Here is a 14430-nt window from a genome sequence, read left to right as displayed (position 1 = left end):
TGTCGGATTTAAATACTCTCCAATAAAATTAATTGCAAAAATTCATTGTTTTTGAATTTAGTTAATAGTAATGTATTTTACTTTTATTTAGTTAAGATATTTCTTTACCAAGGATACGAAATCGTTGTCATTAGACAATTCCTCTACTTTAAATTCAGAGTTCTTCATCACATTTATCACAAACTCTTTACTAACCCTCCCTCCTAATGTTGAAACGACTTTGGACGCGAAGCCTTCAGGGTCTTCCTTAAACATGTCTATCCCTTCATTATATAAAGAGGTGAAACTGTCCCTAAACTCCTGCTTTACATTAGCACCGCAACTACCCGGAATCCCTAACAGTTCTTCAAATGTGACTCCTTTAGCAATCCCGGACGGTATTATCGCACTATCAATTTCTCCTTTCTTCAGTGCTTCTAATACCTTTTGCATATCGTCTATACCTACTATTTCAGCGTTTAACCCTTTAGTATCGATTAATGCCTTGGCTAACACATTAGCTGCGGTAAGCATTTTCGGTACTCCGATCTTCCTACCTACGGTGGGGTATACGGTCATTAAGCCCTTAACTGTAATATAATTTAATTTGAGCCCTCTCTTAGCTAAGGAAACAGTAGAATCTAGGACTACATCTGCGTTACCTTCTTTAGAGAAGGATAACTCTATTCCTTTATTATTTACTATAACGGGGTATGAAACCGGACCCGGTGCGGCTAACACTTTCATAATAGTTTGTTTGATACCAAACTATTTAAAATCATCCACTTCCTACCTTAAATTAAATAAACTACCTCAATATTTTTGCGAAAAATGGCTCACAAACACGACCAGTATAACGTAGTAATGGTAACAGAAATTTTCTAACGTATTAGCTCCTAATATTATGAACTAAGGCCAGTTCAAAGCTAAGTATACACCACTATCTCAAAATTACTGTTTAGCTAAACAATATCCAAACACGTAAATGAGAGTTGCGGAATCTCCTCACCTCTTTCGTGGCTTTTTCATAACGTTCCTCTTTCCGATATTGTAGATATTCTATCCAAAACATTAATCTAAAATCATACATTAAAATACTGACGGATTACGGCCAACTCGTCTTAATACCTTATCTAACAATAGTAAGACTTTTAATATCGGGTAATGAAAACGATTCTATGACGAAATATTGTCCTAAATGTGGTACACCAAACCCTGATGAGGCAGTCTTTTGCGGTAAGTGCGGGTTCAGGTTTCCTCCTATCCAACAACCCACCCCATTACCTCAACAACCACAGCCAGCTTATCCTACATACCCGCAGCAACCGGCCTACCCGCAGCAAACGTACCCGCAGTACTATCCACAGAGACAACACTGGACAGAGACAATAGGTGGTAAGCTTATCCTTGCCGGGGGCTTAATTTTAGGCTTAGCACTTATCGTATTAGGCGTAGCAGATATATTGTCTACAATTCACTCGTTTTCGCTCGGGGTAGACACGGCATCTGTATACGCCCTACTAGACATCTATTACGCAATGTATATAGTCGCAGGTATATTTGCAATAGCCGTTAGCGCGTCTAAGAAAGTACTCCCCTCTATCCCAATATTAGTTATCGTAGCCTTCATTGGTACCATTACATTGGGTTTGGCCCAAGTGTTAGCATCCTATTTAAGCATAAGCACGCCTTATTCACTGGTATCACCCCTCCTTAATTACGGCATACTCCTGACTGCGGGTTCGGTCTTATACCTAGTTGGTTTCTTCGTAGGGAGGAGCGGTAACCTTGCCCGAGTAATAACAGGTTTTGTGATAGGGTTTGTCGGAGCCATGATGGCGATTTCAGAATCAGTTAACTTTAATTTAGAGATATTTGATACGTACGGGCCTATAACGTGGGGTTCGATCATCATCTTAGCAGTAGCAGGTTTTCTAGCAGCATTTAACAAGCCTTGGTCAATGCCTATAGGTAAACTCGTAGGTGAAATAGGTGCTGTTATCGGTTTTCTCGGAGTACTTTATTTAGGAGGTCAGAACGTAGGCTATATTCCCGTGCTTGACCACCTACCCATACTGACCCAACTGTCACTTGTCCTATCGTATGTAGGTTATGTACTGGATATCCCATCGAGTATATTGTTAATTATAGGGAGCTTCTTCTACGGTGCTAAAGCCCTGAGGGAATTAAACCAAGCATTATTGTCCTAAGAGCTAGTGTGTTTTAAGCCTAAACTTTCTTTTGCACCGTAAGTTTAGTATTTTTAGTTTAGTATTTTTATTAGAAAACCGAGAGGGCATTAAGGAGCTCCATAATCCTTAATTAGGCGAGAGTAAGATAAAAGGAGTGTGATAATAGACCTATCCGTTAGGATAGAAAACGGGATGCCCTTTTACCCCGGCGACCCGGAGCCGAGTCTGGTGGAAATCAGGAAAGAAGACTATGTCATCCATAAGGTCACTATAGGTACACACACGGGTACGCATGTAGATGTCCCATACCATTTTATACCTGACGGTAAGAGGTTGGACCAGATACCGTTAGAGAAGTTTATGGGTAAGGCTTATGTAACCGATAATGTGGACAAGCTCACAGACGCCGACATACTCCTGATCTATACCGGTTCTAGCAAGTATTGGAAAAAAGGCTGGAGGATGGAAAACTTTGCAACAATAAACATTGAAGTAGCGCGGAAGATAATAGATAAGGGGTATAAGATGGTGGGGATAGACTCGCCTAGTATAGGGGATAACGAGGTCCATAGGCTACTCCTAAGTCATGAAGTCTTAATAGTCGAGAACCTTTCGGAGAACCTCAAGACCATAGTAGGCGAGTTAGTCAACTTTCAGGCACTACCGTTAAATATTGTAGGCGTAGACGGTTCACCTGTAAGGGCAATTGCTGTAAAGTGACAACCTTGTTTAGGTACCCACAGCTATCACGACGAAGTCCGTCGTCACCCCGTTTACCAAAGCGGTGACCCTGACCCTATACTGGGCGTTTGGGGTCACTTGGATAGGTGTGAACTTAGCCGTTACATTAGTTATTTGGTTCGGGGGGATGCTCTGGGGCCAGATAGTCGACGTGCTTATATTCACCCCTTCTATAAAAGCTAAGATGAGGGTAGCCGGTACAGTGGAGTATACTTGGAAGTTTAACACCCCTTGTGACGTAAGTATACCCTGACCACCCTCTTGGTATATTGCAGGTTGGACATAAGGTGGCTGTGGGTAGTACGTGCCCTGAGAGACAGGTTGTCCACCGCTACGTATTTTGTTTATTATTCCTCCTAACCCTATGTAAGCTAAGATGAACCCTACGATAGATAGTATAATGGTAGCTATGAGTATCCCGCCTATCCTTGTAGCATCGGAGCCGTATATATTACCTACCCTATAATACCCTATCCCTATTAGTATGTTACCTATAACCCCTAATATCAGGAGTATTATCTGTATCCCGTCGTAGAATAATGAAAAGTCAATAGGGTTAAAGGATGAGGGTGCTAGAAAGGCGAATAGCAGAATGACTATGGGTAGGATAAAGGAAAGTATTATATTAACTATTATCAGCGTAGTCCCGGTCTTCCCTATCTCCACGTCTCGTACTTTGTATGACAAGTTGCCGAACCCACTTCTTATACTGAAAATACCTACTAAGGACAGGATGAGGGAGATGAACGCTAGTATGGCACCTACCGTTAAACCTGCTAATAGCCCGCCTGCTTGGGAAGGGGTTATAACGGGGAGTCCAGAACTGGGGGAAGTAGGTAAGTTATTGTTTTGTGAGAAAAACGCCGAGACGAATCCCGTAACGACAATTAATATAACCGCTACTATCAGGAGAAAAGGAGCGATAAACATGTATAGTGCCCCGCTCTTAAGCTTGTTTAGGCCTAAAAGTTCTAAATCCCAACTCATAACAACTTCTCGTACCCATACGATATAAACCCTTTCATAATACCGGGCTTGGATATAATAATCATTATCTCTTTTATTATGGCTTTGTAACAGCGAATATCAAAACCTTATAAAGTCTTAATTTACATTAGAAATAAAGAATAGCTGAGCCGGTTTTTATATTCTTTGTCTATTCACGAGTACTGCACAGTTAATTAATATTACATAGAGTGTAGTCACAGTGTCATCATTATGGTATAAATTCTTACATTACTGGTATTACTCACGGGTAGAAAACCCGTATTTAGGTATGACTCGTCCTTTTTAGTGTAGGCACCAACTCGTTAAGTGTAGTAAGTCTTGGGGGTAGGTAGGAGTTTTTGTGTATTGTGGCAAGCTTTTTTGGGCGGTGCCCCTAGGACTAACATAAAGAAGTATTTAGGGAGTAATGAGAACGTATCAAGAGTGCTTGACATGTAACTTAGGTGATAAAATATAGGTCATGGCTCATCTTTAACACCGCTTTTCTTAACAAAAGTCCCTTTTCTTAGGTCGTCTAGTGCTTGGTATATCTGGTCTCTTGTATTCATTACTATTGGTCCGTACCACGCTATTGGTTCGTAAAGCGGTCTCCCCGCTAACACTATTACTCTCCCGTCACCACTTAGCTCTATCTCCTCCCCTTCTCTACTAAAGACTATAAGGTTCCCTGCAGGGATCCCGGGCAATGACCCACCGGGTTTAACCTTTCCCTCGACCACGTATACAAGGACCGTATAACCGTCTTTAAACGATGCTGTAAAGTCACCGTGGAGCTGAATGTCGTAATATGACGGGTCCACAGGGCTCTTAACTCTCACTGGTCCCTCTAACCCCTTATAGGCACCTGAAAGCACTTGGATTGTACCAAAGTCAAAGTCTTCCTTAGGTATTTCTTTAACGTCTCTGTAGACCGGGTCTGTCATCTTCATTTCTGCCGGTAAGTTCACCCAGAGCTGTAGTCCTGAGACCGTTTTAGGGTCCAACGGGTAGTCAAAGGTCTTGTCCATAGGCTTTGGCATCTCTTGGTGGAATATCCCGCTCCCTGCTGTCATCCACTGAGCTTGACCGGGATAAATCACTCCTTTATTACCTTCGCTGTCCTCATGTTCGACCCTGCCCTTATAAAGGAGCGTCACTGTCTCAATACCCCGGTGGGGGTGCCAAGGAAAGCCCATTAGGTACTCTTCCGGGTTACTCGAGCCGAAGAAGTCGAGGAGTAAGAAAGGGTCTGTAATATCCACCGTATCTGGACCGCCAAATACTCTGTATAGTCTAACCCCGGCTCCATCCCTCGTCTGTTTACCTTGTATTAGACTATCAACTCTCCTCTTCATGATAATTAGTTTGGTGTCTAATAATTTAAGTGTGATCCAACTTGGTCATGATTATATGAGGGACGATAGGTTTCCAAAAATAGTAATAGGCATTCAAAAAGTAAAGGTCGATAGGTCTACCTTGTCAAACACCCTATCTATTATCCCGTAGCTCGAACCAACTGCCACGAGGATCCCTTCTCTTTCCCGGTTGATTATCACGGTAAAATCTATACGAAGAGCGTCTCTGAGACTCGTCAATAACCGCGATACCGCCTTTACCTATGGTTTCTCTTCTCCTAATGCATAGCCTCATGAGGCTACTGGTAAATAAAAAAGGTTATTTTAATAGGAAAAGTAACAAAGTCCCACTAGATATTGCATTTTAACTGTTTATTTTTCTATGTAGAACATGCATTTAAATCTTATTCTTAGTGTTAATTTCTCTTGAATTTATTTATAGATTATATAACATTGTCCTATATACTTTCAGTAAATTGTCATGACCTGAGTAAAATAATGTGCTATATTTAGAGGGGTGATTCATATTTCTTTTTTTTGAATTCCATTTATCTCGTAAAGTTATATTACACATTATTAAATATGTATCAAGCAATGTTAGTGTAGTAGTGTATACAATAGTAGTGTATATAAAAAATAGCGTATTATAAGGGGTTATAATTTAGACTACACAGAATAATCCCACTTGAACTGTATTATTAGTCCATGAGTTATACTAATTCGAGTAAAAATTACAACTTGCAAAGGACGCATAAGAGACCTTTAAAGGGCCAAGCCTTTTTAGTACTTACCTAAGTAAAGAGGTCTTATCGTTTACAAAGTTATGATATTATAAAATTTAATTTCAAGTAATAGCCAACATTATAATATTTGTCTATTCTAGATAGAAAACACACGTATATAACTGGCGAACCTTATGCATTACCACCTTTATGTAATGGATGTAAGCGCCGTCAAGGAGATCAGTTCTGGTGCAATGTTTCCCATGGCCTTTTGTGCTTAGATTTTAGTGGTATTGAGCACTTCTCTTATGAAATCGATATACTGTTTTAATCACCTTAACCGTGTTAATTTCTTTAACCTTGGACTATTCATACTTGAGAATATTATGTGTGAATGAGAAATTCATAATATGAAACTTGAAATAATCCTCAGAGGAAGAGGGGGCATGGGAGTAGTGACTGCCGGAGAGATTTTGGTCAAGGCTGCGGTAATTCAAGGGAAATACGGCCAATCTATTCCCTCTTATGGGGGTGAAAGGAGAGGTGCTCCGGTAACATCATATGTCCGCCTTTCGGACGAACCCATTTATATCCACAGAGAAGTCTATGACGCTGACGTGGTCGGGGTCTTTGATCCCTCACTCTTTAAGGTCATGAACCCGTTAGAGAATTTAAGAGATGACGGAGTGTTGGTCTTAAATACAAAAACTCCCGTGAAGTTGTGGAAAAAGACATTTTACTTAGACGCAGTTGAGATAGCCGAAAAGTTGAACCTTATCATAGCCGGTTGGAGGCTTGTCAATATCCCTATGGTAGGGGCAATAGCTAGAATAACCGGGGTCTCACTTGACGCAATCCATGAAGCAGTTATAGAGACGTTTGGAGGTAAGTTAGGAGAAGCTAATGCTGAAGCGGCTAAACTAGGTTATGAGATGGTGAGGGAAATATGATAGACTACCCGGTCCCCATCGGGAGGCCAAAGGAAGGGTCTGCCGGGCTAACGGGCCATTGGAGAGTAATTAAGCCCGTAATCCACTACGATAAATGCACTAAGTGTAGGCTTTGCTATATTTACTGTCCCGAAAACACGATAGACTTGTTAGAGGGCTTTGATGTGAGGATCGACTACGATTATTGTAAGGGATGCGGGGTATGTGCACAAGTATGCCCCGCAAAGGCAATAGAAATGTTCCCGGAGGTGAAATGAAATGATGACAGTGCAGAATCATGTAACTGCAATGGTAGGTAACCACGCAGTAGCTTACGCGGTAAAGCAGGCTAAACCAAGTGTGTTGGCGGTATTCCCAATTACACCTCAGACTACGATGCTTGAAAAACTAGCTGAGTATATAGAGAAAGGAGAACTGAAGGCTGAGCTAATTAAAGTTGAGGGAGAGCATTCTGCAATGGCGGCAGTTTATGGTGCTGCGGTGGCGGGTGCCAGGGTGTTTACGGCAACATCATCTCAAGGCCTACTTTACATGACCGAGATGGTGTATTGGGTAGGCGGAGAGAGGGTACCAATAGTTAACGCAGTAGCTACTAGGGCTATTGCAGAACCTTGGAGTATATGGGACGACCACCAAGACTTCTTTAGCAAGAGAGACGCATCGTGGATAATGATGATGGCTGAGAACGTTCAAGATGCCTATGACATGACTCTTCAAGCTTTCAGGATAAGTGAAGATAAGAGAGTCTTACTTCCAGTGATGATGGGCTTTGACGGGTTTATCCTTACGCACACTATGGAGAGGTTAATGGTCTTAGACGATGAAATCGTGGACAAATTCCTACCCCCCAGGGAGTTCAGTTTAATAGATTTTAAAGACCCCGTGAACGTCGGTCCTATAGCCGCACCTGACGACTATATGAAGATAAAGTACGAGACGATGAAGGCAATTAATGGTAGTAAAGCCGTAATTGAGGAGATAAGTAAAGATTATGAGAAAATAACGGGTAGAAAACAGTATGGTCTCGTAGAATGTTACATGTGTGAAGACGCTGAGTATGTGTTTACAACTTCAGGAGCATGGACCGGTGACGCAAGGGAGGCTGTAAGGAGACTTAGGAACCAAGGAAAGAAGGTAGGACTGCTAAAGATAAGGGTTATCAGGCCTTTCCCTAAGGAGAGAATAAAGGAAGTCCTTAAAGGAGTCAGCGGTGTAGTGACCTTTGATAGGGAATACTCCTTTGGAAGCGGTGGGGTATTAGCTACTGAGGTCAAGGCATCACTCTACAACAGTGGTATTGAGGTAATGAGTGTGATAGCGGGTATAGGAGGGAAAGACGTGAGGCCATCTCACTTTCAGAGAGTAATGGAAGATGTACTTAACGGTCATAAGTTTGAAGAGAGGTGGTTAAATGAGTGAATTAGTCCCTGAATATATTAGAAGGAAGAAGGTAATAAGCCAGCAGCACTTCTTTAGGGGTAATGCAGCTTGTCCGGGGTGCCCTATACCAAAGGAGTTAGAGTTATTACTGGAGGTTATGGGTAAGAAGACCGTACTCGTAGTCCCTGCTTCATGTTCTACAGTAATAATGGGTGATATACACGGGTCTCCGTCACAAGTACCGGTAATTCATAGTGCCTTTGCTGCTTCAGCGGCTATCGCATCGGGGATATCGAGGCAGTTGAGAATGAGGGGAGATGACGCTAAAGTGGTGGTCTGGGCTGGAGATGGTGCTACCGGTGATATAGGGTTTGCTACTGTCAGTGGAGCTGCTGAGAGGAATGAAGACATAATTTACGTATGTTATGACAACGAGGCTTTCATGAACACCGGTATACAGAGGTCTTCACTGACACCTTTCGGTGCTTGGACTACTACCACACCTACCGGAAAACGCGAATTCAAGAAGCCCGTACCCTTCATAATGATAGAGCATAAGATACCCTATGTCGCTACGGCCTCGATCGCATACCCGTTTGATTACCAAGCTAAGCTAAGGAAAGCTAAAGATATTCAAGGGTTCAGGTACATACATTTGTTGTCACCTTGTCCACCCGGTTGGAGGTTTGACAGCAGTCTCACAATTGAGGTAGCTAAAGTCGCAGTAGAGACGGGTGTATGGCCACTGTTCGAAGTAGTAAATGGAGAGTTTAGCTTAACCGGCCTTAGTAAGACACTCCTAGATAAGTCAAAAAGGAAACCGGTAGAAGAGTACCTGAAGCTTCAAGGGAGGTTTGATAAGATGACTAAAGATGATGTGAGAGCATTTCAAGAGGCAGTAGATTCCATGTGGGAATACATAAAACAGTTAGTAAAGAAATAAAGAGGTATCTGAGGGGCTAACCGTTCACGAAGGCCCATTTGTTATAAATCTTTTCTATTTTTATTAGGTTATTCTCATTAAGCTTAGATTGTTATAAACGTGAAATAGAAGGGTTATATTTCTCTATTATTTATTTTATTCATATATATATAGGCTTAAAAATGAAGTCCGAGTAAATAATACTATGGAATATGACCCGTACGATATGGCATTTGTGGGTAAAGTGGTCAAGAAAGAAGGGGAAAACGCTTTGGTAAACTTCGGAGGCTTTAAGAGGCAGGTAAGCTTATCTTTAGTAGATGCTAAAGAAGGGGACTGGGTTTTAGTTCACGCCGGGTATGCTATTAAGGTCTTGAAAGAAGACGAGGTGGAGGAAGACTTAAAACAAAAAGTTAAGTCAATTACAAGCGACGGAGGTGGAGAGATTTGAGTTTTGCTATAACTTCGTATACAAACCTTTCTAACTCTTCCTTGCTTACCCCCCTTTCTTCACTGACTTTAAACACGACCTCCTCTACTTTTGCATAATTCTTATACTCCTCATTCAGCTTTTTCCAAGGTATCCCCTTTAACGCTTCAGCGTACGTCTGGTTGAAAGGTAAGACATTATTAAGCATAAGACATGATATGATCGGGTATCCCACATAACCCCTGAACTTAGTCCCGTTGTCATCACTGTAAACGAGTTGCTCTTTAATCCTGACCTCGTACTCCTTGTCCCTCTCCGACGAGATAACCTTACACCCTTCCTCAGTCTTCCTTACCCTACCGTCCGCTATAGCCCCAAGCGCTTCCAAGACTTTTATCCTCGGGGGAGTTTTGAGTTCCATATAAAGTATATCGGCGTAGAGGCTATTAAAGGGAGATCAGGTAGGGAGGAAGTAAGTTTATCATGTGACTACTAGTGACCCCTACAGCCTTTGCTCCCCGTATTTGGTCATAATATAGTTTACTCCTTCAACGACCACGACACCGGTGAGCACGGGGTGTAAAATATATAAAGGCCCTACCTTTTCTAATACTCCTAAAAATGTAGCAAGGATTGCGGGCGGGTGTTCTATGTCTATTATGACACAGATTGTAAATGATAAAAAAGCTGCCACCGAGGCAAATATTAGGCCGTACAAGTGGAAGACAGAAAAGGCTACTCCGATCAAACTACATATCACGTAAGACGTAATAATGGAAAAACTCCTGGGCCTCCTCCAGTCGGGGTCGGGGTATTTTGTAGCCGCTGTTGCGAGGAAAGGAGGCAGTATGAACTCAGTCCTAGTCAGTGAAGTTATTACCACGAGAATGCTTATTGATGTAATGAGGTTAATGATGGAAACAACTTTCTTTTTCTTAGAAGGGAATTTCATAGTACAAATATCCTTGTTGAACTCTAATAAAGTTAGTACGGTTAATGAAAACATGTCAAACTAAAGGGGCATATAGCAGTACTTGTAAGACATACTTGTCAAAGAAAGAGTTACAAGTACACATACATCAGGTACATGTACAAGGAGATCGTAAAACGAGGTATTTCTTTGGGAAACACTACAGGTCTCCGTGGGGTCTACTACGTATAGTCGCCAGAATTTTACTTTGATTCCGTTTTTAACCCTTAGGTGGGTTTAGTTAGCTACAGTGTTAGTAAAGGCTCTCGGTCTTATACACGTTAAACCTTTTTATACAAAAAAGTTTTTTATCTCAAGCCCTCACGTATCTTCATTGCATATACCTATCTATTATCTGAACCAGTTGATCCTGCGTGATTAGGCCCTTATAATACATGTCTATTGCTTCTCCTATTTCAGACGGTACATATTTCCTTGTTCTCCCCTCGTACTTACGTAGACTGGGAAGAAGAAACCCCAGCCTAAGATCAGTACTCCGCCTATAATGTAACCATAAAGCTTTGAGACATTAGTGACCCCACTGATTATGAGTTTGCCCTCCATTACCGAAACGATAAAGTCTAGTGTGAACATCACTATTAACACCCCCAGCAGCACAATAGTCAGTACGAGCATTGCTCTGATTAACGGGTCTCTGAGTATTTCTTCAGCCATAATTATTAATTCTCTACTGACTATATAACTTCCTATATAACTTCTACAACTAGTTTCAAATTTTGAACTGTGTGAAAACTAGTGCCAATATTGACTGTGAAAGAGAATGCAAAAATACAGTAAACATGAATAGGGGGGTCTTTCACGGCCTCTTTGCTAATTATAATCTTCTTGTAGAATTATAATAGTATAATGCTTAGATAACACACTAAAATATTAGTGCTGATTACGTCTACGTCACAAATTAGAATTTTCTTTTGCGAATTGATATAATTCTATAGTTAGTATAATTCTATGTATGGATCGCTAAAAATGTGTTAAACACTATATTTAAATTAAAGTAAGGGCTCATTTTTTATCCATCCTATCAGTTCTTTAGCATTAATTTTAATAAACGTACAATTAACAGTTAGAACTCCACTTTTTGGTAAGACGAATATAAATGGATCCGTGGGCTATACCGTCAATTAAACGATTTGTGTCCATTTTGTGGTTCTATTTTTCTAAGTACGGTCAGATAAAAACCTAAATGTGCATATAACAGCACTGATACGTGAGGCTTCATATAGGTGAACAAACCTAAGTTGGGTAGTGAGCTTTTTATTTTTAGGACTCAATATATAATTAGGTATGTCATTAGCTGACGAAATAAAGAAGGTATTAATTGAGAACCCGTCTATTTTAGCTGATGTACTTACTACCAGACCGGAGATAATTTACCAGGCCTTATCTAGGTTAATGCCATGGCAAAACTTGGCTACTAAGGACGACCTCAAGAACTTGGCTACTAAGGACGACCTCAAGAACTTGGCTACTAAGGACGACCTCAAGAACTTGGCTACTAAGGAGGAGTTGGAGGAGGTGAAGAGGGTCATGGCTACTAAGGACGATATTAAGGAGGTCAAGAATGACATTAAGAGGTTGGAGATAACTCTAAGTGCTTTAGGTGCCAGGTGGGGTATTACAGCTGAAAGCGTGTTCAGGCAAGGTATAATGGAGCTCTTAGCTGATGCAGGGTGGAAAGTTGACAGAGAGGTCATTTTTGACAAGGAGGGTATCGTTTACGGTTACCCTTCTGAAGTAGAGATCGATGTAGTCTTAACTGACGGTAAAGTCATTCTAGTCGAGTTAACTGCATCATTGAAGAGGAGTGACCTCCTACCCTTCAGCAGGAAAAAAGAACTGTACGAGAAGGTTAAGGGAAGGAAGGTGTCAGAGGTTGTTGTGGTCACTCCCTTCATAGACGATAAGAATGAGGAAAGAATTATCGCTATAGCAAACTCACTGGGGATAAGGATAATTAAACCTGGAGAAATCGAAAGTTCTTGACCGTGTATCGCTCTAATATCCTCAGTAACGTGCATTAGCTCCTTTTATTGGCGACGAGAGTAAAAGCGTACTAACCAGTTATTTCAAAAAACAATTTGGTATAAGCGGTTACGTTTTAGACTGCCTCACTGCACCTCTATTTACGGCTACTATTTTAGGTCACCGATACCGACCTAGTACGCATCTTAACCAACTCCCTCTTACCCACTACGTCTACGTCAAAGGTAAATAGCCCCAGAATACTTACCACCCACGTAGGGGCCATCTCCAATCGCACTTAATGTCTTTAACTAGTGTCTCAAGGAGAGCTCAACAGTCTCCATAACCATATTTACCTTCCGGTTCTATTACATTAGAGAGGTTTAGCTAATAGAGTGGTGGGGTCTTAACCTTTATTCTATTTCTGAATTTACTAAATTAAAATAGATTAAGCACTAGGATAGTATCATTGCAGTAACCGGTGTCCCTTTTCATAAACCTTCTTATCCCTCTAGTAATTTATGTTTTTGGACATCCACTTTTAAGATAGCTACAATACATCTGCAATGGGGAGAAGGGACAGCATAAGTTAGTCGTGACGAGTACGAGGACAAGATAAGCCATCGACTTCACCCCACTAAGGGCCAGAGCGGAGAAACTTTAACCAACCTTTAGATATTATTTGTCTTCAACTCTTATCAATATTATTTAGAGGGCAGATAAAATTTTCAGTATCCTTCTACGGCATGTGTGAATAAAGGTTAATTTCTTGTCGAATTTACTATAATAAGAAGACTATAAGACTGGTAGATAATGCTTCAAACCTACTGTAGGTTTCGTTCTAATTAAAATATGGCCAAGTTCATTTATTATCGTTTAAGAAAAGTCTAGTGTAATTTAAAAGTCCAGGGTATTACGCTTCATGAACTTCATCATGACAAAGCCCTCTTTCTAGGTTAAAAGTGTTACACCTTCCCGCATGCCTATCCTAAGTCCACTATAGATCTAATGCGAGAGTGAACATACTTCGTGTGTGATAAAGGACAGTAATGAGATATGAGAACAATTATTTTATTATAGTATTTAACGTAAATACTTATATCATAATTTATATATATGTTAAATCTTTTAAGGTATCCTATAAGAATATTTTAATCTAGGTAGGATAATTATTAAAAAGTATAAACTGCATAAGGCTAACGAGGATTCATCATGACGCTGAAGATGAAGCCTGCAATTGTAGGCCTCGGTCTACTTTGTAGACTGTGTGTAGATACTGAAAATATGCCCTGCATTTACGGGCTTGAATGTTAATAGGCAAGAGACTTGTCCTACTATCCTTACCTGACTTTATTGCCCTCTAAAAAGTTTCTATTTATCTCCCAGTAAAAACTCCGTACGTTTTTATCGTGATATAAACACATTTTAATGATAAAACGGTAATGACCAGTGTTGTAAGGGTACAGTGTCAGTACTCTCAAAGTCTTCAGAAACGATACTTCACACTCAATATATATTTTAGGCTGTACTCCAGCTTTTTGGTGCCGTGTCCACCAATCTGGTAGCGTATCAACGTTGCACGATCTAATACATATAGATACACCGTACTACATTGGCCAATCCTTAAGCTTGGACTATCTTCATTACGCTAACTTATCACGCAATATGTAGGTGCTTTAAAGCCCTCGTACTCTTAATGTAGGCTAGCGATACCTACGCTTGTCGGTATAGGCCCTGATTTGTACTCGGGTAATAATTCAAATAGAGTAGATCCCCTTTCATGACCCCTAAGCGACCACCCCCCAATCCGTTCTTTTGT

The 14430-nt window shown here is 40.8% G+C and carries 14 protein-coding genes; 8 read left to right on the top strand and 6 right to left on the bottom strand.

Annotation, left to right across the window (positions count from 1 at the left end; all coding sequences use genetic code 11):
- Nucleotides 1-87: 87 nt before the first annotated feature.
- Nucleotides 88-726 (bottom strand): DUF3834 domain-containing protein, encoded by a 639-nt coding sequence (locus KN1_RS01055; protein WP_221288889.1) that lies wholly within the window; start codon nucleotides 724-726, stop codon nucleotides 88-90.
- A 431-nt stretch (nucleotides 727-1157) separates the two neighbouring features.
- Here KN1_RS01055 and KN1_RS01050 point away from each other — a divergent pair, with 431 nt between their 5' ends.
- Nucleotides 1158-2189, top strand: a complete 1032-nt coding sequence (locus tag KN1_RS01050) for a zinc ribbon domain-containing protein (RefSeq protein WP_221288888.1) — start codon at nucleotides 1158-1160, stop codon at nucleotides 2187-2189.
- Between the two features lie 138 nt (nucleotides 2190-2327).
- The gene (locus KN1_RS01045; protein WP_221288887.1) at nucleotides 2328-2891 is read left to right on the top strand and encodes a cyclase family protein; all 564 of its coding nucleotides are present in this window, start codon (nucleotides 2328-2330) and stop codon (nucleotides 2889-2891) included.
- A 9-nt stretch (nucleotides 2892-2900) separates the two neighbouring features.
- On the opposite strand, the gene KN1_RS01040 is transcribed toward KN1_RS01045, so the two are convergent.
- Nucleotides 2901-3899, bottom strand: a complete 999-nt coding sequence (locus KN1_RS01040; RefSeq protein ID WP_221288886.1) for a DUF973 family protein — start codon at nucleotides 3897-3899, stop codon at nucleotides 2901-2903.
- Nucleotides 3900-4378: 479 nt separating this feature from the next.
- Nucleotides 4379-5254 carry a pirin family protein gene (locus tag KN1_RS01035; RefSeq protein ID WP_221288885.1) on the bottom strand — a complete coding sequence of 292 codons (876 nt, stop codon included), beginning with the start codon at nucleotides 5252-5254 and terminating at the stop codon, nucleotides 4379-4381.
- 1132 nt (nucleotides 5255-6386) lie between these two features.
- Between KN1_RS01035 and KN1_RS01030 the strand changes: the two genes are divergently transcribed.
- The 5 genes from KN1_RS01030 (at nucleotide 6387) to KN1_RS01010 (ending at nucleotide 9679) form a co-directional block, all read left to right on the top strand.
- Nucleotides 6387-6926, top strand: a complete 540-nt coding sequence (locus KN1_RS01030; protein WP_221288884.1) for a 2-oxoacid:acceptor oxidoreductase family protein — start codon at nucleotides 6387-6389, stop codon at nucleotides 6924-6926.
- A complete protein-coding gene (locus KN1_RS01025; RefSeq protein ID WP_221288883.1) occupies nucleotides 6923-7183 on the top strand; it encodes a 4Fe-4S binding protein in 261 nt (86 codons plus the stop codon). Before KN1_RS01030 ends, KN1_RS01025 begins: the two co-directional genes overlap by 4 nt.
- A 1-nt stretch (nucleotide 7184) precedes the next feature.
- A complete protein-coding gene (locus KN1_RS01020; RefSeq protein ID WP_221288882.1) occupies nucleotides 7185-8345 on the top strand; it encodes a pyruvate ferredoxin oxidoreductase in 1161 nt (386 codons plus the stop codon).
- A complete protein-coding gene (locus KN1_RS01015) occupies nucleotides 8338-9249 on the top strand; it encodes a 3-methyl-2-oxobutanoate dehydrogenase subunit beta (RefSeq protein ID WP_221288881.1) in 912 nt (303 codons plus the stop codon). The genes KN1_RS01020 and KN1_RS01015 overlap by 8 nt, the downstream gene beginning before the upstream one ends.
- 184 nt (nucleotides 9250-9433) lie before the next feature.
- Nucleotides 9434-9679, top strand: a complete 246-nt coding sequence (locus KN1_RS01010) for a HypC/HybG/HupF family hydrogenase formation chaperone (protein ID WP_221288880.1) — start codon at nucleotides 9434-9436, stop codon at nucleotides 9677-9679.
- Here KN1_RS01010 and KN1_RS01005 read toward each other — a convergent pair.
- From KN1_RS01005 to KN1_RS00995, 3 genes are all read right to left on the bottom strand, one after another.
- Complete coding sequence (locus KN1_RS01005) at nucleotides 9651-10079, bottom strand: hypothetical protein (RefSeq protein ID WP_221288879.1); 429 nt, start codon at nucleotides 10077-10079, stop codon at nucleotides 9651-9653. The two genes, KN1_RS01010 and KN1_RS01005, sit on opposite strands and share 29 nt — an antisense overlap.
- Before the next feature lie 81 nt (nucleotides 10080-10160).
- Entirely contained in the window at nucleotides 10161-10610 is a 450-nt protein-coding gene (locus tag KN1_RS01000; RefSeq protein WP_221288877.1) for an HPP family protein, read from the bottom strand.
- Nucleotides 10611-11039: 429 nt separating this feature from the next.
- Nucleotides 11040-11303 (bottom strand): hypothetical protein, encoded by a 264-nt coding sequence (locus KN1_RS00995; RefSeq protein WP_221290836.1) that lies wholly within the window; start codon nucleotides 11301-11303, stop codon nucleotides 11040-11042.
- Nucleotides 11304-11933: 630 nt separating this feature from the next.
- Here KN1_RS00995 and KN1_RS00990 point away from each other — a divergent pair.
- Complete coding sequence (locus KN1_RS00990) at nucleotides 11934-12632, top strand: PD-(D/E)XK nuclease family protein (RefSeq protein ID WP_221288876.1); 699 nt, start codon at nucleotides 11934-11936, stop codon at nucleotides 12630-12632.
- The last annotated feature ends 1798 nt before the right edge of the window (nucleotides 12633-14430 follow it).

The organism is Stygiolobus caldivivus (genome assembly GCF_019704315.1).
GTDB lineage: Archaea > Thermoproteota > Thermoprotei_A > Sulfolobales > Sulfolobaceae > Stygiolobus > Stygiolobus caldivivus.
Note: the sequence above shows the minus strand (reverse complement) of the source record. Positions and strands in the feature narration are given on the sequence as shown.

Coding starts and splice junctions, on each gene's coding strand:
- KN1_RS01055 (WP_221288889.1), bottom strand. CDS start 726: ATGAAAGTGTTAGCCGCACCGGGTCCGGTTTCATACCCCGTTATAGTA.
- KN1_RS01050 (WP_221288888.1), top strand. CDS start 1,158: ATGACGAAATATTGTCCTAAATGTGGTACACCAAACCCTGATGAGGCA.
- KN1_RS01040 (WP_221288886.1), bottom strand. CDS start 3,899: ATGAGTTGGGATTTAGAACTTTTAGGCCTAAACAAGCTTAAGAGCGGG.
- KN1_RS01035 (WP_221288885.1), bottom strand. CDS start 5,254: ATGAAGAGGAGAGTTGATAGTCTAATACAAGGTAAACAGACGAGGGAT.
- KN1_RS01030 (WP_221288884.1), top strand. CDS start 6,387: ATGAAACTTGAAATAATCCTCAGAGGAAGAGGGGGCATGGGAGTAGTG.
- KN1_RS01025 (WP_221288883.1), top strand. CDS start 6,923: ATGATAGACTACCCGGTCCCCATCGGGAGGCCAAAGGAAGGGTCTGCC.
- KN1_RS01020 (WP_221288882.1), top strand. CDS start 7,185: ATGATGACAGTGCAGAATCATGTAACTGCAATGGTAGGTAACCACGCA.
- KN1_RS01015 (WP_221288881.1), top strand. CDS start 8,338: ATGAGTGAATTAGTCCCTGAATATATTAGAAGGAAGAAGGTAATAAGC.
- KN1_RS01010 (WP_221288880.1), top strand. CDS start 9,434: ATGGAATATGACCCGTACGATATGGCATTTGTGGGTAAAGTGGTCAAG.
- KN1_RS01005 (WP_221288879.1), bottom strand. CDS start 10,079: ATGGAACTCAAAACTCCCCCGAGGATAAAAGTCTTGGAAGCGCTTGGG.
- KN1_RS01000 (WP_221288877.1), bottom strand. CDS start 10,610: ATGAAATTCCCTTCTAAGAAAAAGAAAGTTGTTTCCATCATTAACCTC.
- KN1_RS00995 (WP_221290836.1), bottom strand. CDS start 11,303: ATGGCTGAAGAAATACTCAGAGACCCGTTAATCAGAGCAATGCTCGTA.
- KN1_RS00990 (WP_221288876.1), top strand. CDS start 11,934: ATGTCATTAGCTGACGAAATAAAGAAGGTATTAATTGAGAACCCGTCT.